Below are 23072 nucleotides of genomic sequence, written 5' to 3' on the forward strand. Positions count from 1 at the left end.
GTTTTGGAAAATTTTGCCCGGCACGCAGCAGTCTTCTTATTCTAGCGCGTTCGGACAGCCGGGTGTTCCCAACTAACCCAGGGAAGGGTGGCGACGTCTGGTTCCTCACTCGCTAGCGTCCCGGCTCGACATCCTGCCGAACGGGCGGAAGTCAGCCGCGCGATCGCGCATGGCGGCCGGCCTTTTCAGACGGCCGCCGCCCGCGCCGGGGCTTTCATGCCAATCCGCTCCGACCGCTCGGTCATGCCGCTTCGCCCGGAATATCAAGCCGTTCCGCTTAATCATCCTGTCATTTTGCGCTGCCTATAATCCCGGCCTATTTATCCCAGCCCTGGAGTTAAGCATGCGTAAAGTAAGCAGATTTTCCCGTGTCGCCGGCCAATCGGCGCTGCTGGCGGCCGTTGCCGCGCTGGCAAGCCCGGCCTTCGCTGCGGACGGCCCGCAAATGCCGCAAGGCATTCAGTTCGGCGATCCGATACCGGGCAAAACCGTGGTTTGGAGCCGTGCCGACCGGCCGGCCCGGATGTTCGTGCAATATGCCTTCGATGCCGACTTCACCGACCCGGTGACGATTCGCGGCCCCTACGCCACACCGGAATCTGATTTCACCGCCCGGCAGGATTTGGTCGATCTGCCGGAAGGCCGGGATGTGTACGTTAAAGTCTGGTTCGAGGACTTGACCAACGCTCGGAATACCAGCGAAACGGTGACCGGGCAATTCCACACCGTCGGTAAACGCGACAACATCCGCTTTGTCTGGGGCGGCGACATCGCCGGCCAGGGTTGGGGCATCAACGAAAGCTTCGGCGGCATGAAAATCTACGAAGCCATGCGCCAGGTCCAACCGCAATTCTTCATCGAAAGCGGCGACAGCGTGTATTCCGACGGTCCGATTAAAGAAAGCGTGGTGGCCGAGAACGGCCAGGTCTGGACCAATCTGGTCACGCCGGAAGTGTCCAAAGTGGCCGAAACGCTGGACGAATTTCGCGGCCGCTACAAATACAATCTGCTGGACGCCAATCTGCGCCGGTTCAACGCCGAAGTGCCGCAAATCTGGCAATGGGACGATCACGAAGTGGTCAATAACTGGTCGGACGCCAAGGACTTGACCAACGATACGCGTTATACGATCAAGGACATCCCGACCCTGATCGCCAACGCCACTCAAGCCTTCCACGAATACGCCCCGCTGCGCCCGCACGGCGCGGAGGAGTCCGACCGGGTTTACCGGAAATTGTCCTACGGCAAATTGCTGGAGGTGTTCGTGTTGGACATGCGCAGCTACCGGGGCCCGAACAGCGCCAATCTGCAAAGTTTCGAAAGCGAGGAAACCGCGTTTTTGGGCGAGGAACAACTGGCCCGTCTGGAAGAGGCGCTGGCGAGCTCCGAAGCGACCTGGAAAATCATCTCCGCCGACATGCCGCTGGGTTTGAATATCGCCGACGGCACATTGCCGGACGGCACGCCGCGCTGGGAAGCGGTCGCCAACGGCAACAACGGCCCGGCCGCCGGCCGCGAGCTGGAAATCGCCCGCTTGCTGAGCTTTATCAAACACGCCCATGTCAAAAACGTGGTGTGGCTGACCGCCGACGTGCATTACGCCGCCGCGCACTATTACGACCCCGGCAAGGCCTCTACCAAGGATTTCGCGCCGTTCTGGGAGTTCGTCGCCGGCCCGCTGAACGCCGGCTCATTCGGACCGAACAGTACCGACGGCACGTTCGGCCCGCAAGTGGTGTTCAGCAAAACTCCGCCGGCCGGCCAAGTCAACCTGTCGCCTTACGCCGGCTTACAGTTCTTCGGCCAAGTCGATATCGACCAACGCAGCAAAGCCCTGCGGGTTGCGTTGAAAGACCTCAACGGCGCGACGGTGTTCAGCAAAGTACTGCCCGCCGACGGCGTACGCCGCAATCGCGACTAACTCTCCCTTCATACTTAGGAGCAAACATGTTAAGAGTTTTTTCCAGCCTGCCCGCGACGGCCATCGCACTGGCTATACTGAGTGGGCCCGGCACCGCCGCCGCGCATTCCTATCACCGGCAGCACGGCACCATGCAAACCAGTCCTCTCGTCATCGGCCATCGCGGCGCCGCCGGCTACCGTCCGGAGCACACGCTGGCGGGTTATAGTCTGGCGATCGAAATGGGCGTCGATTTCATCGAACCCGATTTGGTGCTGACCAAGGACGGCAAGATGATTGCCCGCCACGAGCCGATGATAGGCGGTACCACCGATGTCGCCAACCACCCGGAATTCGCCGACCGCAAAACCAAGCGGATGGTGGACGGCGTCGAATACCAGGACTGGTTCGCCAGCGACTTTACGTTGGCCGAGATCAAAACCCTGCGCGCCAGGGAACGCTTGCCACAACTGCGCCCGGCCAACACCGCCTACGACGGCCTGTATGAAATTCCGACACTGGACGAAGTGATTGGATTGGCCAAGCAAAAAAGCCGGGAAACCGGCAGGACGATAGGCATTTACCCGGAAATCAAGCATTCGACTTATCACGCCGACTTGAAAGCCGCCAACGGCCGGCCGCTGTTCGGCCGGTATTTCTTCGAAAACAAGCTGCTGACCAAATTGCACGCCGCCTACGGCGACAGCGCCTGCGCGCCGGTGTTCATCCAATCCTTCGAAGTCGGCAATCTGCGGTATTTGAGTAGAAAAACCGACATTCGCTTGGTGCAGTTGATCGACGCCGACGATGTCAATGCCGATGGTTCGCTGTCGCTGGTTCCGCCTTACAAACAGCCCTACGATTTCGTCAAGGCCGGCGACCCGCGCACGTTTGCGGATTTGTTGAGCGAAACCGGCCTGGATTTCGTTAAGTCCTATGCCGACGCGATCGGCCCATGGAAACCTTATCTGGTGAAAACGGTCGCCGATGGCGTGGACCGTAACGGCGACGGTAACATCGATCTACACGACCGCCGCGTGGACGGCAGTACCGGCGTGTTGGAAATGGCCCACGCCAAGGGTTTGCAGGTGCATGGCTGGACCTTCCGCAACGATTCCGGCGGTTACGGTTTCGCGGACCCGCAACAGGAAATGAGCTACTACTTTGATTTAGGCCTGGATGGCTTGTTCACCGACTTCCCGGACACCGGCGTGGCCGCTCGCGATGCCTCGGCCAACGCCGACTCGACCTTCGGTCATTGCGGCCGCGGCCGACATCGCGAGGATTGATTCGACCCCGCCTAGCTTGCACCATGCCGACGGTTCCAGGTACCGACGGCAACGCCGGATGCGCAAACCCGGTTTGCGCATCCGGCGCCCGCCATGGCGGATTGTTTGAGTAAGTCGGCCGACTTAAGAGCCTCCCGCCCCCGGCGCGGCGGCGCTAACCCATCGATAGACCGGCAACCGCCGCTACGGCTCGTCTAATAGCGCGGCTGGATATAAGAAACCGAACCGATCTGGCGTAGCGGCCTCCGCATATGGCCATAGGCGGCGAATTCATCGTTCAGATCGGAGTAGCGCAGAAAATCGCGCTTGTAGTCGTGTTCCCATATCGGGTTTTTCAGGATATGCGCCACGCTCAATCGATACGCGGTACGCACGCCGTTCAGCCCGCAAGGTTCGGCGATTTGAGTCATTTCAAAGCCTTCGCGCTTGACCGCGTGCGCCAACGACGGCGTGACCAGGATGTACCAGTCCCGAATTCCGGTCTGCTGGCAATATACGACGGCCGCCCGATACAAACCCCACATGACGCTACGGCTCAAACTTTTGTAATCTTGCAGGAAACTGACACGCCGATCGACTTCGCCGTTGGCCAACACTTTGGCCGGCCGTCTGTGCAAGTTTAAGCGCCGGGCTTCCCGCAGCACGCACAGCCGGGAGATTTCCACCGAATTACGGTATTGATTCACCGACAAGGGCTGGTACGGTGTGCAACGGTCCTCGAGCGGAAACCGATAGCCGCTCGGCTTGACCAGCCGCATTGCGCCCAGCCAACAACCGCTTTCGCGATGGCGGACCAAAAAATGCACCGCATTTTCGTCCCAATGGTCCTTCTCCAATCGATCGGGAAACCGCTCCTTGTCTTCGTAACCCATTTCATCGCAATACACCCGGAAGCGGAGGTTGTAATGGATTTCCAGACTCTCGGGCGTATCCGCCAGAAACACATCAAAACTATTGTCAAAATAACGTTTTTCTTCAATCAAGCGACACCATCCCGACGACTATAGATCCCTTGCTGCTCCGACGGTTAGTCAAATAGCAGCCCCGAGCTTAGATAATATAACAATTTTAAGCATTTACAAATCGCAATTGTCCTTTTGTTCAGGCAAAAAACCGGCTAAGCTTGCCCGAAAAATTACCAGAATATTTGGCCGCCCATTCGAAAATAGGTCTTTTTTGAAAGTGATTATTCTGATTAAATAATCCAGTCAAAACCTTACACCACCTACTTGGAGCAAAGTAAGAACTTGAGTACCGTGCCGCGCCTAAACCTCGTCCTCGCTTCCTTCGCCTGCCTGCTGCTGCACGGTTCGCCGGCCGCCGCCCGTTACGCGGCCATTGTCATCGACGCCGATACCGGCCGGGTCGTTCACGAAACCGACTCCACCCATCGCTGGTATCCGGCCTCGCTGACCAAAGTCATGACGATCTACATGACGTTCTCGGCGATAGAATCCGGTCACCTGCACCTGCACGACACGGTCACGGTTTCCCGGCACGCTTCGCTGCAACCCAGCTCCAAGCTGGGACTGCGCCAGGGCCAAAGCTTGACCGTCGAACAGGCCATCATGGCGGTCACCACCCGCTCGGCCAACGACGCGGCGGTGGTACTGGCCGAACACCTGGGCGGCACCGAAAGCAACTTCGCGGCGATGATGACCCAAACCGCGCATCGGCTGGGCATGTATAACAGTTCATTTCAGAACGCCAGCGGCCTGCCGGACGACGGTCAAATCAGCAGCGCCCGCGATCTGGCCTTGTTGTCGGCCGCGCTGATTCGCGATTTTCCCCAGTACTACCGCTATTTCTCGGCCACCGAATTTCACTACAAGGGCCGGGTGCTGCCGAATACCAACCGGATTCTGAAAAGCTATCCGGACGCCGATGGCCTGAAGACCGGTTTCACTTGCGGCTCCGGCTACAACCTGATCGCCTCGGCCAAACGCAACGGCCACCGCTTGATCGGCGTGCTGCTGGGCGCGCATAGCAGCGCCGAGCGCTTTCAACAAATGGAAAACTTGCTGGACCTGGGTTTTACCAACAGCGCCAGCGGCTTGTACGGCGGTCATATCAGCCAATTGCAGGACGGCAGCGATGCGCCGCCACCGTTCCAGTTGTCTTCCAATCGTTGCGCCGGAAGCGCCGAGCAGATGGGCGCCGACTCCGGCAGCAGCCGATACGAGCCGATTCGGATCAATCCCGGCCATTCCGAACGCCGCAAGGCGACCCCGGAGACACATACCGCCAGCATCAAAAGCCATCGGGACGAGCGCGCCTGGTCGGTTGCGATGGGCAATTTCGCTCGCAAGATCGACGCCGACGTCAATCTTAAACGTGCCCGTAACGCGCTGGGCCCGCTGGCGAAAGCCGGCCAACCGCGTATCGTCCGTCAGAAATTCAAGGGCGGCGTGTTCTGGAAAACCGTGTGGACCGGACTGGCGCAAGACGACAGCCGCGACTTCTGCCGGCGGCTGCACGCCAAAAACCTGGACTGCACCGCATTGCCGCCGTCCGCCAAGTCGATCGCCAGCGTCGAGCCCCCGCGCCGCCGCGGCAAGGCCGGTTAAGCGGAGCGAAAATGGCCCGGCCCGATGCCGGCCGGTTCAATAGTGCGGCGGCCGCTCGTCCGCCCGCGCGGCACCGCCATCGTGAATCGCCTGCCCCAGACTTTTAATCTTGTCGTGCAATAATTTGCAGGTCTCTTCCAATTTGCCGATCTGGATTTGCTGGTCGGCCACCACCTGATTCAAAGCCTGTATCAGGTCTTCCTGATAAGCCTGTTTGATCTCCAATTCGATGATTCTGTCTTCGTTCATGACCTGTCGTGATCGGGAATGGACGGTCATTTTAACCGAAATCGCCGGCGACTCGGCTCGCACAGACTCGGTAAACTCGCTATCATTGAGGAGGTCAACCACTTAGCGAGGACGCAACGATGACTACTATCGCAGACCCGGTAATCGGCCGTTGGTATAAAGACCTGGAGAGCAACCTCACCTTCAAGGTCGTCGCCATCGAAGGCAACGACGACAACATCGAAGTCCAGTACGCCAACGGCGACCTGGGCGAATACGACAACGAAAGCTGGTACAACTCGACCATAGACTACATCGAAGATCCGGAAGACTGGAGCGCGCCGTTCGACGACCTGGAAGCCGACGACCTCGGCTATACCGATCCCGACCGCCACGCCCGCCCGGACTCGGAAGATTTGGATATCAGCGACTTTTTGGATTAAGCACTCACCTGTTATGAAAATGACCGCCCAACAATTCTTGGACTGGGAATCCAAGAGCATCACGCTGCTGGCCATGTCCGGCGCGGGCAAGACCACCTTGTCCAGTAAACTGCCCAAGGACAAATGGTTCCATTATTCCGGCGATTACCGGATCGGCACCAAGTACCTCGAAGAACCCATCCTGGACAATATCAAACAGCAGGCGATGGGCGTGCCGTTTTTGCGCGACTTGCTCAAATCCGACTCAATCTACATCTGCAGCAACATCACCGTGGAGAATTTGGCGCCGGTTTCCAGCTTTCTGGGTAAGATCGGCAATCCGGCCAAGGGCGGCCTGTCGCAGGCCGAATTCAAGCGCCGCCAGGCCTTGCACCATCAGGCCGAAATCGCGGCGATGAACGACGTACCGGATTTCATTCACAAGGCCGAAACCATCTACGGCTACAAACATTTTCTGAACGACGCCGGCGGCAGCGTCTGCGAACTGGACTGCCCGGAAGTACTGGAAACGCTGGCCCGGCACACACTGATCGTCTATATCAAAATTCCGCCGGCGTTGGAACAAACCATCATCGACCGGGCCAAGCAAGACCCGAAACCGCTGTACTACCGCCCCGAATTCGTCGATGCCAAACTCGGCCAATTCATGACCGAACGCGGTTACGCCTCGACCGACCAAATACCGCCCGACGACTTTGTCACCTGGGTGTTTCCGGAACTGTTCAAGGCCCGCGTGCCGCGCTACGAAGCGATCGCCGAGCAATACGGCTACACGGTCAGCGCCGATGAAACCGCCACGGTAAAAAACGAACAGGACTTCATCGAACTGATCGCCTCGGCCATCGCCCGTCAAAGCGCATGAGGGATCAACCGCGATGCCGCTAGTTGCCCATACCGACCTACCGACCTTTCGCCGCTTGCAAGACGAGGGCGAAGAAATTCTGAGCCCGCAACGCGCGCTGCGCCAATCCATCCGCGAATTGCATATCGGTCTGCTCAACATCATGCCCGACGCCGCGCTGGAAGCCACCGAACGCCAGTTTTTCCGGCTAGTCGGCGCCTGCAACCAGATTGCCCAGTTCCACGTTCATCCCTTCACGATTGCGGGGCTCGAACGCGGCCCGGAGGCGCTGGCCCATATCGACGCGTATTACGAGAGCTTCGAGCAAATCAAGCGGGACGGCCTGGACGCGCTGATCATCAGCGGCGCAAGCGTCACTCACGACCGTGTGCAAGATGAAGTGTTTTGGGAGCCGTTGACGGAAATTTTCGCGTGGGCCTACCAAAATGTTACTTCGATATTGTGTTCTTGTCAGGCCACCCATGCCTTGATCCAACATTGCTACGGCGTCGAGCGCACCCGCTTGCCCAACAAACGCTGGGGCGTGTTTTCGCACAAGGTCGTCGACCGCCGCCACCCCCTGGTGGCCGAAATCAATACCCGCTTCGACGTGCCGCACTCACGCTATAACGAAGTCTTTCAAGCGGACATGGCAAAACACGGTTTGAAAGTGCTGGTGGCCAGCGACCAAGCCGGCGTGCATCTGGCGGTCAGTCCGGATGGCTTTAGGATCGTGTTCTTCCAGGGCCACCCGGAATACGACGACATCAGCCTGCTGAAGGAATATAAGCGCGAAGTGTTGCGCTTTTACCGGGCCGAGCGCGACGATTACCCGCCGTTTCCGGAAAACTACTTCGATCCGGCGACGCAGCGCCTGCTGTCCGAATACGAAGCCCACGTCAAGGCGGCCCGGCACGGCGCCAGACCGCTGAAAGCCATGCCCGAGGAGCAGATACTCAACCATTTGGATATCACCTGGCGCGACTCGGCCAAGGCGGTATTCAACAACTGGCTGGGCAAGGTGTACCAGATCACCAACGAAGACCGCCGTTTGCCGTTCATGAACGGCATCGACCCGGACAACCCGTTGGGACTTTGATGGATGCCGGCTTTTTACAGCAGGCGGTGGATTTGGCGGCCGCCAACGTCGATCAAGGCGGCGGGCCGTTCGGCGCGCTGATCGTCCGCGACGGCCGCGTCATCGCCGCCAGCGGCAATCGGGTGACCGCCGACCTGGACCCGACCGCTCACGCCGAAATCGCGGCAATCCGGTTGGCCTGCCGGGCGCTCGGCGATTTCCAACTGACCGACTGCACGCTGTACACCAGCTGCGAACCCTGCCCGATGTGCTTGGGCGCGATTTATTGGGCGCGGCTAAAGGCGGTGTATTACGCCTGCGGCCGGCTCGACGCGGCCCAAGCCGGCTTCGACGACGGTTTGATCTACGACGAGATCGGCAAGGCCGGCGAACAACGCCGCATCGCAATGCGCCGGCTGCCGCTGGCGGAACCGGAATTGCCGTTCCGCCGCTGGCAAGCCAAGAGCGACAAAATCCGCTATTGAGCCGCCGCCTCACCGGCCTTGGCCGGCGCTTCCTTCCCCTTGATTTTCAGCAGCCAGCCGTCCTGACCCAGGCAACCGCTGGCGATGGTCTTGCTTTCGGCGGCTTTCGCGGTGACGTGAATCCGGGCAAAACCGCCGCTCAAGGCCGGCAATGTGGTGTTTACCAAATAAAAAGTCTTTTTATTGACGACTTCCACTTTCATTTTCTCGCCGCGCGCCTCGGCGGTGATCGTAAACGGATCGGCGTTCGGTGAAACGTGGAACGACATCGGCGTTCCCGGCTCGACTTCCGCCATGTGCGCGGGCGCGAAGTCCCGAAATTTGGGTTTCTTGCATTGCTGCTTGTCTTCCTCGTCCGGCGTTACCGCCGCTACCGCTCCCGAAAAGCACAACGCGCCCAGCAAGACCGCGCGTTTCCAGCCTGATGAACCTCTCATATTGATCCCCTTGTTGTTATTCTAATGATCGAAAGCCGTCCGGGCCGCCGCTCGACGAAGGCGTTTTCGGCACCACCTGTCCGGCCGCCTCACTTTAATCAGTTTCGCCCGATAGTTCAACGCTCCGCCCGCCCGCGAGCCCCAGCAAACTTCTCCCCATCGCAATCCAGAACATGTAAAATCCCCGGCTTTCCCCGTTCCGTTGATTGAAAACATGACGAGTTTCGAAGGTACCACCATATTGTCCGTGCGGCGCGGCGACAAAGTCGTGATCGGTGGCGACGGCCAAGTCACGCTGGGCAATACCGTGATGAAGGCCAACGCCCGCAAGGTGCGTAGGCTCTACCACGACAAGGTCATTGGCGGTTTCGCCGGCGCCACCGCCGATGCCTTTACCTTGTTCGAGCATTTCGAAGGCAAGCTCGAAAAACACCGCGGCAACCTCACCCGCGCCGCCGTCGAAATGGCCAAGGACTGGCGCACCGACCGGGCCTTGCGCAAACTGGAGGCCTTGCTGATCATCGCCGACAGCAAAACCACCCTGGTCATTTCCGGCACCGGCGACGTCATCGAGCCGGAATACGATTTCATCGCGATCGGCTCCGGCGGCGCGTTCGCGCAAAGCGCGGCCCGCGCCTTGTACGAAAATACCGAACTCGGCGCCCGCGACATCGTCGAAAAAGCGCTGCACATCGCCGCCGACATCTGCATCTACACCAACCACAATTTACGCATCGAAGAATTGGACGCCGAGGCCAAGCCGGCGGAGCAAGAACAACCATGAGTCAAATGACCCCGAGAGAAATCGTCAGCGAACTGGACAAACACATTGTCGGCCAGGCCGACGCCAAGCGTTCGGTCGCGATCGCGCTCCGCAACCGCTGGCGCCGCGGCCAGGTGGATGCCGGCATGCGCGAGGAAATCACACCGAAGAACATTCTGATGATAGGCCCGACCGGCGTCGGCAAAACCGAAATCGCCCGCCGACTGGCTCGCTTGGCCAACGCCCCCTTCATTAAAATAGAAGCCACCAAGTTTACCGAGGTCGGTTACGTCGGCCGCGACGTGGAATCCATCATCCGCGATTTGGTGGATACCGCCGTCAAAATGACCCGCATCGCCGCGATGGAAAAAGTACAAAACCGCGCCGCCGACGCCGCCGAGGACAAGGTGCTGGACATTCTGCTGCCGCGCGCCGAGGGCGGCATGCTGTCCGACACCGAAGAGTCCACCCGTCAGAAAATGCGTAAAAAGCTGCGCGAAGGCGATCTGGATGACAAGGAAATTCAAATCGACGTCGCCGCGCCGTCGGTCGGCGTCGAGATCATGGCTCCGCCGGGCATGGAAGAGATGGCCAATCAATTGCAGGGCATGTTTCAAAACCTGAACAGCGGCCGCACCAAGACCCGCAAATTGAAGATCAAGGACGCGCTGAAACTGCTGCAGGAAGAAGAAGCCGGCAAACTGGTCAACGAGGAAGACATCAAGCAGACAGCCTTACAAGCCGTCGAGCAAAACGGCATCGTGTTCCTGGACGAGATCGACAAAATTTGCAAGCGCGCCGAAATTGGCGGCGGCGAAGTCTCGCGTGAAGGCGTGCAGCGCGACTTGCTGCCGCTGGTCGAAGGCAGCACGGTCAGCACCAAATACGGCATGATCAAAACCGACCACGTGTTGTTCATCGCCTCCGGGGCTTTTCATCTGACCAAGCCGTCCGATCTGATTCCGGAATTGCAAGGCCGCTTCCCGATCCGAGTCGAGTTGAACGCGCTCAGCGCCGAAGACTTCGTCCGCATCCTGACCGAGCCGAACGCCTCGCTGACCGAGCAATATCAGGCGCTGCTGAAAACCGAAGGCGTAGACGTGCAATTTACCGCCGACGGCATCCGCCGCATCGCCGAGCTGGGCTGGCAGGTCAACGAAAAAACTGAGAACATCGGCGCCCGCCGCTTGCACACGATATTGGAAAAACTGCTGGAGGACGTGTCCTTCAATGCCCCGGACCTGTTAGAGAAAACCGTGACCATCGACGCCGCCTACGTCAACGCCCATTTGTTGGAACTGGCCGACGACGAAGACCTCAGCCGCTACATTTTATAAGCCATGCGTATCGAGATTCCGCCCTGCCACCACGTCCCGACCGAAATCAAGCTGCACCAGGTTTCGGGCATACTGGAAATCCATTTCGACGACGGCAGCATCTTCGAAATGCCGGCCGAATACCTGCGGGTCTACACCCAGTCCGCCGAAGCGGTCGGCCACGGTCCCGGCCAGGAGACCCTGCAAGTCGGCAAGGAAGACGTCGCCATCACCGACATCCTGCCGGTCGGCAATTACGCGGTCAAATTGGTATTCAGCGACGGTCACGATACCGGCATTTATAGTTGGGACTTGCTGTACAAGCTGGGTTCGGACTTTCCGCTGCTCTGGTCGCAATATCTCGAAGAACTCCAAGCCGCCGGCATCAGCCGCCGCTCGCCCATTACTCATTAAGCGCCAACATGACTAACGACAACACCACTCATTTCGGCTTCAAACAAGTACCGGTCGAGGAAAAAGTCGCGATGGTACGCGGCGTGTTCGACTCGGTCGCCAGCAACTACGACATCATGAACGATCTGATGTCGTTCGGCATCCACCGGATCTGGAAGCGGGTCGCGGTGCAACTGGCCAATGTGCGCGAGGGCGATCGGGTGCTGGATTTAGCCGGCGGCACCGGCGACTTGACCATGCTGTACGAGAAACGGGTCGGCGCCAAGGGCCAGGTGGTACTGGCCGACATCAACGCCGAGATGCTGCGTAACGGTCGGGAGCGTTTGATCAATCGCGGTCTGGCCGGCAACATCCGTTACGCCCAGGTCAACGCCGAATGCCTGCCGTTCGCCGACAACACCTTCGATTGCGTGACGATAGGCTTCGGCTTACGCAACGTCACCGACAAAGACGCCGCGTTGCGCTCGATGTACCGGGTGCTGAAGCCGGGCGGGCGGGTCATCGTGCTGGAGTTTTCGCATCCGACCGACCCAATTACCGAAAAGGTCTACGACTTCTACTCCTTCAATCTGCTGCCGAAAATCGGCGCCGTGGTCGCGAAAGACGAAGAGAGCTACCGCTATCTGGCCGAATCGATCCGGATGCACCCCAAACAGGACGAGCTGAAACAAATGATGGAAAACGCCGGTCTGGAACGCTGCGAATATTTCAACATGACCCAGGGCATCGTCGCGGTGCACCGGGGCTACAAATTTTAAGCGCGCGGTTTCCTTCGTATCCCGATGGTAGCGCACGATTGTCCGCAACCGTTCCGATCGACGACCGGCTAATGGCGAACGATTTTCTGCAAGTCAAACCCCTGTTGGTGGCCGCGCTGGAAACCGCGCTAAACCAGTATCTGGCGCTGGACGAGCATCTCGAGGACTATCTGGCGCCGATGGCCGGCAAAGTCATCGCGCTGCGCATTCAGCCTTTCGACGCCGAGCTGTTCCTGTGCCCCGGCACCCGGCGCATCCAGCTTCTGGAAAGTTACGCCGGCGAACCCGACGCCAGCCTGAGCGGCTCGCTGGCCGCGCTGGGCTTGATGGGCTTGAGCGCGACACCGATGCGCTCACTGTTTCGCGGCGAAGTCAAACTGGCCGGCGACACCCAACTGGCCCGCAAACTGCAACGCTTGTTCGAAAAACTGGACATCGCCTGGGAAGCCAAACTGGCCCGTTACGCCGGCGCCGACCTCGCCCAACGGCTGGCCGGGTGGGTGCGCGGCGGCCGCGACTGGTCGCGGCATAGCCTGACCACGTTCAAGCTCAACCTGCAGGAATTTCTCCAGGAAGAAACTCGCGAACTGCCGGCCAAGCCGGAAGCCGAGCAAGTCTTTCAACAGATCGACCAACTCCGGCTGGACGCCGACCGCCTCACCGCTCGCCTTGACCGGCTGGCCGCCGCGCTCACTCAACCGACCGAACCCCGTTAATAGGACCGCTTGTGATTCGTCCCAAAACCTTGATGCGCCTGATTCATATCAATTGGGTGATGATGTTCCACGGTTTGGACGAAATCGTGCTGAAAACCCGTTTATTTCGAGCCATCCGCTTTCTGGCCTATTGCTCGCCCAACTATTGGCTGGGCCGCACCGCCCAGCCGCGCGGGGTTCGTATCCGCAAAACCCTGGAAGACCTGGGGCCAATCTACGTCAAATTCGGCCAAACCCTGTCCACCCGCAAGGATTTGCTGCCGGAGGACATCGCCGAGGAACTGGTCAAACTCCAGGATAAGGTGCCGCCGTTCCCCGCCGAAACGGCCCGGAAAATCATCGAGCAGCAACTCGGCCAGACCCTGGGCGAGGCCTTCTCCGAGTTTAATCCGACGCCGCTGGCCTCGGCCTCGGTCGCCCAAGTCCATACCGCGCAATTGCACAGCGGCGAGCAAGTCATCGTCAAGGTGCTGCGCCCAGACATTGCCGGCAAGATTCATTCGGACGTGGCATTGCTGTTTGAATTCGCCAAACTGGCCGAGCGCTTCTGGCCGGACGCCCGCCGCCTGCGCGCCGTCGAAATCGTCGCCGAATTCGAGAAAACCATTCTCGACGAATTGGACCTGGTCCGCGAAGCCGCCAATGCCAGCGCCATCCGCAGCAATTTCAAGAACTCCGAGCTGCTCTACATCCCGGAAATTCACTGGCCGTTGACCCGGCGCAAAGTGCTGGTGATGGAACGCATCTACGGCGTGCCGGTCGGCGACATCGACGCCCTGCGCGCGGGCCAAGCCGATTTCAAGAAACTGGCCGAGCGCGGCGTCGAAATCTTTTTCACCCAGGTGTTCCGCGACAACTTCTTCCACGCCGACATGCACCCCGGCAATATCTTCGTGCAACTGCCGGACAAATACCTGGCCGTCGATTTCGGCATCGTCGGCAGCCTGTCCGATTCCGATCAACGCTATCTGGCCGAGAATTTCCTGGCCTTTTTCAACCACGATTACCGGCGGGTCGCGCAAATGCACATCGAGTCGGGCTGGGTGCCGAGCACGACCCGGGTCGAGGAATTCGAAGCGGCCATCCGCGCCGTCTGCGAACCCATCTTCGAAAAACCGCTGAAAGACATCTCCTTCGGCTTGCTGCTGCTCAGACTGTTCCAGACCGCCCGCCGCTTCGACATGGTGGTTCAACCGCAACTGGTGCTGCTGCAAAAAACTTTGTTGAACATCGAAGGCCTGGGCCGGCAGCTCTACCCGGAGCTGGACCTGTGGCAAACCGCCAAGCCCTTCCTGGAAAACTGGTTCAAGGAACGGATGGGTCCCAGCGCCAAGCTCAAGGAGTTGCTGGGCAAATTGCCGGAAATGACCGAGCAACTGCCGGAAATCCCGGCCCTGGTGTTGCACGCGCTGCAAAGTACGGCCCAGATGCAGCAGCAAATGCAGCACCAGCAGCGCGAAATGGCCTTGCTGCGCAAACAACTAAAATCCAACAACCGCCGCTCGCTGTGGGCTATATTGACCGCCGCCGCGATGATCAGCGCCGCGCTGATCCTGCAACTGCCCGGTCTCAATTACTAATCTCCATTCGCGCCCGACACCCCGTAACGCCCTCTGGAATAGGAGCGGGATTTTTGATTCACCCGCCGGCTGAGTGCGGGTTGGACCGTTCCCGTTGAGCAAGATCAAAACGCGAATGGCCCAAAACACGCGCCACGGCACTGTTTGAGATAACCCGGTTTGCGGCAAGCAGGCGCTCGCTAATGTCACGAATCGGTCATAAAGCCGGGTTATGCTCGTCGTTCGATCGTCAATATCTTCGTTTGCGTAATGCCCTACTCCACCGCCGTCAACGGCCATTTTTTTCAATTTGCGAATCTGCGCGCATTGATGGCGAAGGCCTCCCCGCGCCGCGCGGCTGACGAATTGGCCGGCTTGGCCGCCGCTTCCGAAATCGAACGGGCCGCCGCCCAGTGCTGCCTGGCGGATGTCGCACTGCAAAAATTTTTAGACGAGCCGCTGATTGCACCGGAATGCGACGAAGTCTCCCGGCTGATTCTGGAACGCCACGATGCGCAGGCGTTTGCGCCGGTCGCCGGCTTATCGGTCGGCGAATTCCGCGATTGGCTGCTGGCCGGCCGGGGCGACCTGACGGCGCTGGCACCCGGATTGACGCCGGAAATGGTCGCCGCGGTCAGCAAAATCATGCGCAATCAGGATCTGATCGCGGTCGCCCGCCGCTGCCGGGTGGTCAGCCGGTTTCGCAATACCCTAGGCCTGCCCGGCCGCTTGTCCACCCGGCTACAGCCCAACCATCCGACCGACGACCCGCGCGGCATTGCCGCCAGCATTCTGGACGGCTTGTTGTACGGCAGCGGCGACGCGGTGATCGGCATCAATCCCGCCACCGACAGCCTGGACAACGTCCGGGCCTTGCTGGAGATGCTCGACGGCATCATCCAGCGTTACGCGATCCCGACCCAAGCCTGCGTGTTGGCCCACGTCACCACCACGATGGAACTGATACGGCGCGGCGCGCCGGTCGATCTGGTGTTTCAGTCGATTGCCGGCACCGAAATGGCCAACCGCGGCTTCGGCGTGGATTTGGCGCTGCTGGGCGAAGCCAAGGCAATGGCCGAGGACCAGCGGCGCGGCGGCGTCGGCACTCAATTGATGTATTTCGAGACCGGCCAGGGCAGCGCGCTGTCGGCCGGCGCCCACCACGGCGTCGATGCGCAAACCTGCGAAGCCCGCGCCTATGCGGTCGCCCGCGAGTTCGACCCGCTGTTGGTCAATTCGGTAGTCGGCTTTATCGGCCCGGAATACCTGTACGACGGCAAGCAGATTATCCGCGCCGGATTGGAAGACCATTTTTGCGGCAAACTGCTGGGTCTGCCGATGGGCTGCGACATTTGCTACACCAATCATGCCGAGGCGGACCAGGACGACATGGACAACTTGCTGACCTTGCTCGGCGTCGCCGGCTGCCATTTTGTGATGGGCGTGCCCGGTGCCGACGACGTGATGCTGGCTTACCAAAGCACGTCGTTCCACGACGCGCTGTATCTGCGCGACACGCTGGGCTTGCGCCCCGCGCCGGAGTTCGAAGCCTGGCTGGAACGCCAGGACATTTTCCAGAATAACCGGTTGGCCGGCCGGCGCGACGCATCCCGCCTGCTCGGCCAATTTCGCGGCGAACTGACGGCATGACCGATCCCTGGCAGGAACTGCGCCGTTACACTCAAGCCCGCATTGCGCTGGGCCGGGCCGGCTGCGCGCTGCCGACCTCGGCGCAACTGGCGTTCAACGCCGCCCACGCCGAGGCTCGCGACGCGGTGCACCGGCCTTGGGCGGTCCGAGCCTGCGCCGACGCGATCGCGGATGCCGGCTGGCCGGTTCTGATGCTGAACACGCCGATCACCGACCGCGCCGATTATTTACGCCGACCGGACTTGGGCCGGCGTTTGACCGAGGACAGCCAAAATCAACTCGCGGCACTGAACCCAACCGCGCCCGACGTAGCGCTGATCGTCAGCAACGGCCTATCTTCGACCGCGGTCGAACGCCACGGCTTCGGCTTAATGCAAGCGGTCATGGCCGCTTACCGCGCCTGCGGTCTGAGCCTGGGACCGGTTTGTCTGGTGCCGGAAGCCCGCGTCGCGCTCGCCGACGAGATCGGCGAACGGCTGCAAGCCAAGCTCGCCGTGATCATCGTCGGCGAACGCCCCGGTTTAAGCGCGGCCGACAGTCTGGGAATTTACCTGACCCACGCGCCGCGTATCGGCAATACCGACGCGGAGCGCAACTGCCTGTCCAACATCCGCCCGCCGCAAGGCCTAAGTTACGAAGCCGCCGCGATCAAACTGACTTATCTGAGCCTGCAAGCGCTCCAGCGCGGACTTTCCGGCGTGACATTGAAAGACGACATGCCCAGCGGCTGGCTGCCGGCCGGCATGAATGGCGGCGGCTTGGACTTGGTTCCAAGCGCAGGGGCGTGACAGAGTGGAAGGCGACGTTGAATAACCCTAAAAAGAGCAATTGGGCGACAAAAATCCCTTTCGTCTGAGTTTGTCGAAGGGCGGGCGGAATGTTTCATTCACCCGCGGTAAGTGTTTGCGGGCCGTTCGCGCTGAGCAACGTCGAAGCACGAACGGCCGGTCAACCGCTCTTTTTAGGATAATAGGGCCTCCCCCGCTGCTGTTATTGGTACTGGCTTTCGCAAGCCTTCGACTCTACCGACCGGCGGGCCGCGAAAACGGCCCGTTACAGTCCCCGTTGAACCTTCAAACGAAAAATAAAAAGTTCGGTTCCTCTTCGAAACTACTCAGGCATGACGAGCACCGCTACTGCTAAGTCCCGCCACTACCCCAAATCGTAAAACCGCTTCTTCAGCAAACAGGCGAGGTCGCTGTGTTTGAGCAGGTCCTTGATCCGGGCCGACGCGCCGCCGCTGCCGTAGGGTTGGTCGAGATTCGCCAGGGTTTCGGCCAGATCGCCGGACCAGACTTGTTCCAGCGCGGCTTGGATGGCGGCGGCTTGCGGCGGGCAATGAATTACGCTGGCGGCGCACAGCCGGCCGCGTTGGCGGTCGCCGATGTTGACGGTCGGAATCTTGAAAGCCGGCGCCTCCAGGATGCCGCTGGACGAGTTGCCGACCACCGCATCGACGTGGCGCATCGCCGACAAATAGCGCAGCGAACCCAACGAGACGAAGGCCGCGACCCGGCCCGGCCAGCGTTCCCGATAGTCTTCGATCAGCCGGGCAATGACCCGGCCGCCGGCATCGGCGTTGCTGTAGGTAAAAATAATGTGAGCTTCCGGAAACGCATCCAAGGCTTGCAGCAGTTGCCGGAATTGTTCGGCGGCGGTTTCGGCTTCCAAGGTCACCGGATGGAAGGTCGCCAGCAGGTTGCGCTCGGCCAATTTAAAGTCGATGGCGTGTTCGAAAGCGGCGCGGTCCAGCAAGGGCAGCCGGGCGATATGGTCCAAGCCCGGCGCGCCGACGTTGAACACCCGCTCCGGCTGCTCGCCGAGTTGAATCACCCGTTGCCGGTAGACTTCGGCGGCGGTGAAGTGCAGATGCGCTAGCTTGGTCAAGGCGTGGCGGATTGCGTCGTCAACCGCGCCCTCGCTAAGTTCGCCGCCGTGGATGTGGGCGATCGGAATCCGTTGGTTCATCGCCGCCTGCGCGGCGGCGAAAATCTCGAAGCGGTCGCCGAGCACGACCACGATGTCCGGGCTTAGCTGGCTGAACGCATCGGCAAAGCCGATCAAGCCCAGCCCCATCGCCTTGCTGATGCCGGCCGGCGTGTCCGACGACAACAGCATTTCCACGTTGCGGACAATGGAAAAACCGTCGGCTTCGATTTGCCGCCAGGTCAAACCGAACTCCGGCGATAAATGCGTGCCGGTCGCGACCAATTGCAAGGTCAGATCGGAATCGGCCTGGATTTCCTTGAGCAACCAATACAGCAAGCCGTATTCGGCCCGCGAGCCGGTAACGACGCACACTTTTCGCGACGCGGTCATTGCAACGGCACGCTGCTGGGCAGATTGACCAAACGTTCCGCCAAGCGCCGCGATTGGCTCAAACCGTCGGTTTGACAATGCCGGTACATTGGCAGGTCGGACATCAAGCTCCACAACGGCCGGGTCATCACGCCACGGGCATTGCTGTATTCCAGAAACGCGTCGCGTTGCGCGGCGTCGTCCAACAACAGCGCGTTGAGCCAGTAATTGGAGCGGGCGCCGTCCGGCTCTTGGAAAACTTTGGCGCCGTTGGCACGCGCCCAACCCAAATAGCGCCCTGCCAGCGCCCGCTTGCTTTCGACGAAGGCCGGCAACTGTTCCAGTTGCGCCAAGCCCAACGCGGCGTTCAGGTTCGGCATTCGGTAGTTGTAAGCGACTTGGTCGTGCTCGAATTTCCAGGCGTGCGCCAGTTTTGCGGTCGTGGTCAGATACTTGGCCTGCCGGGCTAGTTCGTCGTCGTCGGTCAAAATCATGCCGCCGCCGCCGGTCGTCATGATTTTATTGCCGTTGAAGCTGAGGACGCCGAGCCGGCCGAAGGTGCCGCAATGGCGTTCGCCGATGCGGCTGCCCAAGGCTTCGGCCGCGTCTTCCACCACCGGCATGTCGTAGCTTTCGCAGACTTTCAGCAAACCGACCATGTCGCAGGGATGGCCGAACACGTGCATCGGCAAGCAGGCGGCGACGCGCCGGCCGCTGGTTTTGTTATACACCGCGCCGTCGCGCCGCTCGCAGCCGCGGCCCAAAAATTCGGCCAACGCGGCCGGCGCCAAACCCAAGGTCGCGGCATCGATATCGACGAACACCGGCTCGGCGCCGCAATAGACGATCGCGTTGCAGGTGGCAACAAAGGTCGCGGCCTGGGTAACGACTTCGTCGCCGGGCCGGACGCCGGCCAACCGCAAGGCAATATGCAGCGCGGCGGTGCCGTTGACGGTGGCGACCGCATGCTTGGCGCCGCAATATTCGGCAATCTTGCGCTCGAATTCGCCGACGTAGGGTCCGACGCTGGACACGAAGGTGCTGTCGATGACGTCGTTCAAATAGCGTTTTTCGTTGCCGCCGAAACGCGGCTCGTGTAGCGGAATGAAGGCGTCGGTTTGGTAAATCTCCCGAACGAAGCCGACCAACGCTTCAAACATTGTAAATATCCGTTTTGTATTTTTTCAGATTGCCCGGCTGGCAAAACCAATCCACGGTCCGGCGCAGGCCTTCCTCCAGGCTTACTCGCGGCGCGAAGCCGGTCAGGGACTTCAGTTTGGCGTTATCGCACCACAGCCGGTTGACTTCCGACTTTTCCGGCCGCAGGCGCTGTTCGTCCACCAAAAACTCGACATCGCTGGCCATGATGGCCTTGATTAACGCCAGGGTATCGCCGACCGAGATTTCGAAATTCGAGCCGATATTGACCGTCTCGCCGACGGCTTGAGCCGATTCGGCCAGCGCGATGAAACCCCGGCATGTGTCTTCGACATAATTGAAGTCGCGGGTCGGCGTAACGTCGCCCAACTGGATTTGCTTTTTGCCGGCGGCGATTTGGGTGATGATGGTCGGAATCACCGCCCTCGCCGATTGGCGGGGGCCGTAGGTGTTGAACGGCCGGGCGATGGTCAGCGGCAGATTGAAGGCGTTGAAAAAGCTCATCGCCATCGCGTCGGCGGCAATCTTGGAGGCGCTGTAAGGCGATTGCGGTTGCAGCGGGTGCTTTTCGTCGATCGGCACGTATTGCGCGGTGCCGTAAACCTCGCTGGTGGAGGTGTGGATCACCCGTTTCACGCCGGCGTCGCGGGCGGCCTGGCAAATATTCAGGGTGCCGCGGATGTTGGTATCGACGTAGCTGTCCGGCGCTTGGTACGAGTAGGGTATCGCAATCAACGCGGCTAAATGAAACACCGTGTCGATGTCCCGGCAGATAGCCCGGCAGAACGCCGGGTCGCGCACGTCGCCGCAGACGACTTCGATGTCGTGCTTGCACGCCGCGTCGTCCAGCCAGCCCCAACTGTTGAACGAATTGTATTGGGCCAACGCCCTCACCGCGCAGCCGCGCGCCGCCAGCATTTCGGTCAAATGCGAGCCGATGAAACCGTCGGCGCCGGTCACTAACACCTTGTTCATACCAAACCTTGTTGAATAAACGCCTCGGCGATGGCCCAGTCTTCCTCGGTATCAATATCCAGGCTTTGCACCGCGTTCATGATAAGCGGCCGTGTATTGGGCGGATAAAAGGATAGCCGCGCCAGCAAATATTCGCTTGGACACAGATACATCGCCCCATTCGGAGTCAGCAACGGCCGGCTTTGCTGCCGACGGGTCTGAGTCGCTTGCCGACTGTCCAACGGCGTCAGATAGCCGTCGTCGGCGCGAAACAATGTGGTCGGATCGCGATGGATTTCCTTGCAGCCCACGACCGCATCGACATCCGCCTCCGCCGCCATCCGCGCGGCTTGCCGAAGCGACTCCGCCGAGCGAAACGGCGAGGTGGGTTGCAGCCACATTAGCCGCTCGGGCAAATAACCGTATTGTTGCCGAAACCAATCTAACGCATGTTCGGCAACCTGCAGCGCCGAGGCGGCATCGGTCGCACATGCCGCCGGTCGGATGAACGGCGCGGGCAAATCGAATTGCCGGCCGATCTCGGCATACCGTTCGGAATCGGTGGATAGAATACTCAGGCAATCGGGTAACCCGGCCTCGGCGATCGCCCGCGCGGTCCAGGCCAACAGCGGCCGGTCGCCCAGCATTCGGATGTTTTTGTCCGGCAGCCCTTTGGAACCGCTACGCGCCGGCACGACGATCAGCGTGACGATCGCCATCAGTTCGGCAATCCGCGAGCGCGCGACATTGAAAACTCCGCCATTCAGGCCATCACTTGTTCGTAAAAACCGGTCAATCGATGAATATTGTTATGCATTTGCAATTCCTCGCGAGCCGCGACGACATTTTTCTTTAACTCGGCCACATCCAGCATTTCGATAATCTCCGGCAAAAACTCAATTTCGCGTTGATTAATAATCACGCCAATCCGGTATTCCTTGACAATGCTGCAAACCGCGCTAAAACGGTCGCTAACCAACACGGGCAATCCGGCCTCTAAATAATTAAATAACTTAGTCGGTATCAAATGCTTGAAATGCAAATCGCCGGTGTAAATACCGCCAAAATCGTAGACCATCAAACCAAAATCGTAATGAGCGATTTTTTTATTGATATGCTGCGGCATATCGCCGATAAAAAAATTGAAGTTCCGGTGCCGCTTAGTCAACTCGATAAAATCCGGATACAACTTGGCGTAATCTTCCTCGGCGGCGATCAAAGGATTATTGTAAATATCCAGATAACATCCTCTGGCGATTAACTTCATCACCAATCCCAGCAACTGCGAATCCCCGAATAATTCGTGCGGCCTGTTCGCCGAAAACGGCGGCACGCCACCGACAAATACCAGTTTCTTCTCTTTATTGACAATATTCGAGGCGTGAAAAAAATCCTTGACCGGCAAGGCCGGAAATGCCAAATGCTTGTTGCGCAAATGCTGAGAATCGCGTTTGACCAGAGGTTGCCGATACTCGTCGTCGCCGTTGAAAATCACGCCGTCGGCGTGGTGGACAATATAATTTTCGCAGGCCAACTGCAATTGATGATTCTCGATCACATTTTCACCCCAGGCCATTTTCATCGTATCCGGAATTTTCGACACGGTGGCCTCGGGCAGGTAAAACGACTGGCTATCCATAATCTCGATAATCTGCCGACAGTGCTTGGGTTTGTAAGTATCGATCAAGACCGGAATATGGTATCTAAATAGCCAACCCTGGGTATGCAGCAACAGTTTTCTATCGACCGAATTGAGCAGCATTAAGAAACTGATAAAATCGGTATAAATAATATCGTCGAAAAAGCCGGCCTGATGTTTAACCATGTTGTGGTCGAATACCAATGCCACGGTTTTATAACCGCAATCGCGCAATACCTTACTCAGCCGCAACTGATTGAAATAAACCTTTTTCGCGGCAAACACAATCACCGAACCGTCGTGGCCGGTTGCAAGCTGCAACGCTGCTTGCAAGGTCCGGCGATGTTGCGCGAGCAACGAAACGTAGTGCCGGTCCAACCGCGCGTCGCGGAATAAGTCGTTCACCAACACGTCGTTGTTACCGACCTCCCGCACCACCGGTGTGCCCATGAAGGTATTGGCGGGATGGGAGGAACTGAAAACGCCGATATTCGAATGCAAGGGTTTCAATGCCTGCAATAATGCCACGCTAAGCCCGGACACTCCGTCGATTAACCAGCGCCGACGTTTATATTCCGA

General features: G+C 59.4%; 23 protein-coding genes. 15 read left to right on the forward strand and 8 right to left on the reverse strand.

What is annotated here, in order from left to right; all coding sequences use genetic code 11:
• Positions 1-343 precede the first annotated feature (343 nt).
• Positions 344-1921, forward strand: a complete 1578-nt coding sequence (locus tag AC3B8H_RS06425) for an alkaline phosphatase D family protein (RefSeq protein WP_488440786.1) — start codon at positions 344-346, stop codon at positions 1919-1921.
• Positions 1922-1947: 26 nt separating this feature from the next.
• Positions 1948-3189, forward strand: coding sequence for a glycerophosphodiester phosphodiesterase (locus tag AC3B8H_RS06430; protein ID WP_488440787.1), 1242 nt, complete (start codon positions 1948-1950; stop codon positions 3187-3189).
• A gap of 194 nt (positions 3190-3383) precedes the next feature.
• On the opposite strand, the gene AC3B8H_RS06435 is transcribed toward AC3B8H_RS06430, so the two are convergent.
• A complete protein-coding gene (locus tag AC3B8H_RS06435; protein WP_488440788.1) occupies positions 3384-4172 on the reverse strand; it encodes a PEP-CTERM/exosortase system-associated acyltransferase in 789 nt (262 codons plus the stop codon).
• 246 nt (positions 4173-4418) lie between these two features.
• Here AC3B8H_RS06435 and AC3B8H_RS06440 point away from each other — a divergent pair, with 246 nt between their 5' ends.
• A complete protein-coding gene (locus AC3B8H_RS06440; protein WP_488440789.1) occupies positions 4419-5756 on the forward strand; it encodes a D-alanyl-D-alanine carboxypeptidase family protein in 1338 nt (445 codons plus the stop codon).
• Positions 5757-5792: 36 nt separating this feature from the next.
• On the opposite strand, the gene AC3B8H_RS06445 is transcribed toward AC3B8H_RS06440, so the two are convergent.
• On the reverse strand, positions 5793-6005 hold the full coding sequence (locus AC3B8H_RS06445; RefSeq protein ID WP_488440790.1) for a SlyX family protein: 213 nt from the start codon (positions 6003-6005) through the stop codon (positions 5793-5795).
• 119 nt (positions 6006-6124) lie between these two features.
• Here AC3B8H_RS06445 and AC3B8H_RS06450 point away from each other — a divergent pair, with 119 nt between their 5' ends.
• From AC3B8H_RS06450 to AC3B8H_RS06465, 4 genes are read left to right on the forward strand one after another with little or no spacing between them, the layout of a single operon-like run.
• Complete coding sequence (locus tag AC3B8H_RS06450) at positions 6125-6427, forward strand: DUF6763 family protein (protein ID WP_064024235.1); 303 nt, start codon at positions 6125-6127, stop codon at positions 6425-6427.
• A gap of 13 nt (positions 6428-6440) precedes the next feature.
• Entirely contained in the window at positions 6441-7289 is an 849-nt protein-coding gene (locus AC3B8H_RS06455; RefSeq protein ID WP_488440791.1) for an ATPase, read from the forward strand.
• Positions 7290-7302: 13 nt separating this feature from the next.
• The gene (gene metA, locus AC3B8H_RS06460) at positions 7303-8367 is read left to right on the forward strand and encodes a homoserine O-succinyltransferase MetA (protein ID WP_488440792.1); all 1065 of its coding nucleotides are present in this window, start codon (positions 7303-7305) and stop codon (positions 8365-8367) included.
• Positions 8367-8831, forward strand: coding sequence for a nucleoside deaminase (locus tag AC3B8H_RS06465; protein ID WP_488440793.1), 465 nt, complete (start codon positions 8367-8369; stop codon positions 8829-8831). The genes metA and AC3B8H_RS06465 overlap by 1 nt, the downstream gene beginning before the upstream one ends.
• Here the strand turns inward: AC3B8H_RS06465 and AC3B8H_RS06470 are convergent.
• A complete protein-coding gene (locus tag AC3B8H_RS06470; RefSeq protein WP_488440794.1) occupies positions 8825-9268 on the reverse strand; it encodes a hypothetical protein in 444 nt (147 codons plus the stop codon). The genes AC3B8H_RS06465 and AC3B8H_RS06470 overlap by 7 nt on opposite strands.
• 214 nt (positions 9269-9482) lie before the next feature.
• Between AC3B8H_RS06470 and hslV the strand changes: the two genes are divergently transcribed.
• From hslV to eutC, 8 genes are all read left to right on the forward strand, one after another.
• The gene (hslV, locus tag AC3B8H_RS06475) at positions 9483-10052 is read left to right on the forward strand and encodes an ATP-dependent protease subunit HslV (protein WP_488440795.1); all 570 of its coding nucleotides are present in this window, start codon (positions 9483-9485) and stop codon (positions 10050-10052) included.
• The gene (hslU, locus tag AC3B8H_RS06480) at positions 10049-11368 is read left to right on the forward strand and encodes an ATP-dependent protease ATPase subunit HslU (RefSeq protein ID WP_488440796.1); all 1320 of its coding nucleotides are present in this window, start codon (positions 10049-10051) and stop codon (positions 11366-11368) included. The genes hslV and hslU overlap by 4 nt, the downstream gene beginning before the upstream one ends.
• 3 nt (positions 11369-11371) lie before the next feature.
• Complete coding sequence (locus tag AC3B8H_RS06485) at positions 11372-11761, forward strand: gamma-butyrobetaine hydroxylase family protein (protein WP_488440797.1); 390 nt, start codon at positions 11372-11374, stop codon at positions 11759-11761.
• Positions 11762-11769: 8 nt separating this feature from the next.
• On the forward strand, positions 11770-12519 hold the full coding sequence (ubiE, locus tag AC3B8H_RS06490; RefSeq protein WP_488440798.1) for a bifunctional demethylmenaquinone methyltransferase/2-methoxy-6-polyprenyl-1,4-benzoquinol methylase UbiE: 750 nt from the start codon (positions 11770-11772) through the stop codon (positions 12517-12519).
• A 38-nt stretch (positions 12520-12557) separates the two neighbouring features.
• Positions 12558-13235: a ubiquinone biosynthesis accessory factor UbiJ gene (locus AC3B8H_RS06495; RefSeq protein WP_488440799.1), complete on the forward strand. Its 678-nt coding sequence runs from the start codon at positions 12558-12560 to the stop codon at positions 13233-13235.
• Between the two features lie 11 nt (positions 13236-13246).
• A complete protein-coding gene (ubiB, locus tag AC3B8H_RS06500) occupies positions 13247-14815 on the forward strand; it encodes a ubiquinone biosynthesis regulatory protein kinase UbiB (RefSeq protein ID WP_488440800.1) in 1569 nt (522 codons plus the stop codon).
• A gap of 249 nt (positions 14816-15064) precedes the next feature.
• On the forward strand, positions 15065-16444 hold the full coding sequence (locus AC3B8H_RS06505; RefSeq protein WP_488440801.1) for an ethanolamine ammonia-lyase subunit EutB: 1380 nt from the start codon (positions 15065-15067) through the stop codon (positions 16442-16444).
• Positions 16441-17232, forward strand: a complete 792-nt coding sequence (gene eutC / locus AC3B8H_RS06510; protein ID WP_488440802.1) for an ethanolamine ammonia-lyase subunit EutC — start codon at positions 16441-16443, stop codon at positions 17230-17232. Before AC3B8H_RS06505 ends, eutC begins: the two co-directional genes overlap by 4 nt.
• Before the next feature lie 364 nt (positions 17233-17596).
• Here eutC and neuC read toward each other — a convergent pair whose 3' ends face one another.
• From neuC to AC3B8H_RS06535, 5 genes are all read right to left on the reverse strand, one after another.
• Positions 17597-18763 carry a UDP-N-acetylglucosamine 2-epimerase gene (gene neuC, locus AC3B8H_RS06515; RefSeq protein WP_488440803.1) on the reverse strand — a complete coding sequence of 389 codons (1167 nt, stop codon included), beginning with the start codon at positions 18761-18763 and terminating at the stop codon, positions 17597-17599.
• Entirely contained in the window at positions 18760-19902 is a 1143-nt protein-coding gene (locus AC3B8H_RS06520) for a LegC family aminotransferase (protein WP_488440804.1), read from the reverse strand. Before AC3B8H_RS06520 ends, neuC begins: the two co-directional genes overlap by 4 nt.
• Positions 19895-20875, reverse strand: coding sequence for an NAD-dependent 4,6-dehydratase LegB (locus AC3B8H_RS06525; protein ID WP_488440805.1), 981 nt, complete (start codon positions 20873-20875; stop codon positions 19895-19897). Before AC3B8H_RS06525 ends, AC3B8H_RS06520 begins: the two co-directional genes overlap by 8 nt.
• Positions 20872-21573 (reverse strand): acylneuraminate cytidylyltransferase family protein, encoded by a 702-nt coding sequence (locus AC3B8H_RS06530; RefSeq protein WP_488440806.1) that lies wholly within the window; start codon positions 21571-21573, stop codon positions 20872-20874. Before AC3B8H_RS06530 ends, AC3B8H_RS06525 begins: the two co-directional genes overlap by 4 nt.
• A 44-nt stretch (positions 21574-21617) precedes the next feature.
• Positions 21618-23072, reverse strand: a 1455-nt coding sequence (locus tag AC3B8H_RS06535; RefSeq protein WP_488440807.1) for a glycosyltransferase family protein, incomplete at its 5' end; no start/stop codon positions are given.

Source organism: Methylomonas sp. BG-2, from assembly GCF_057766305.1.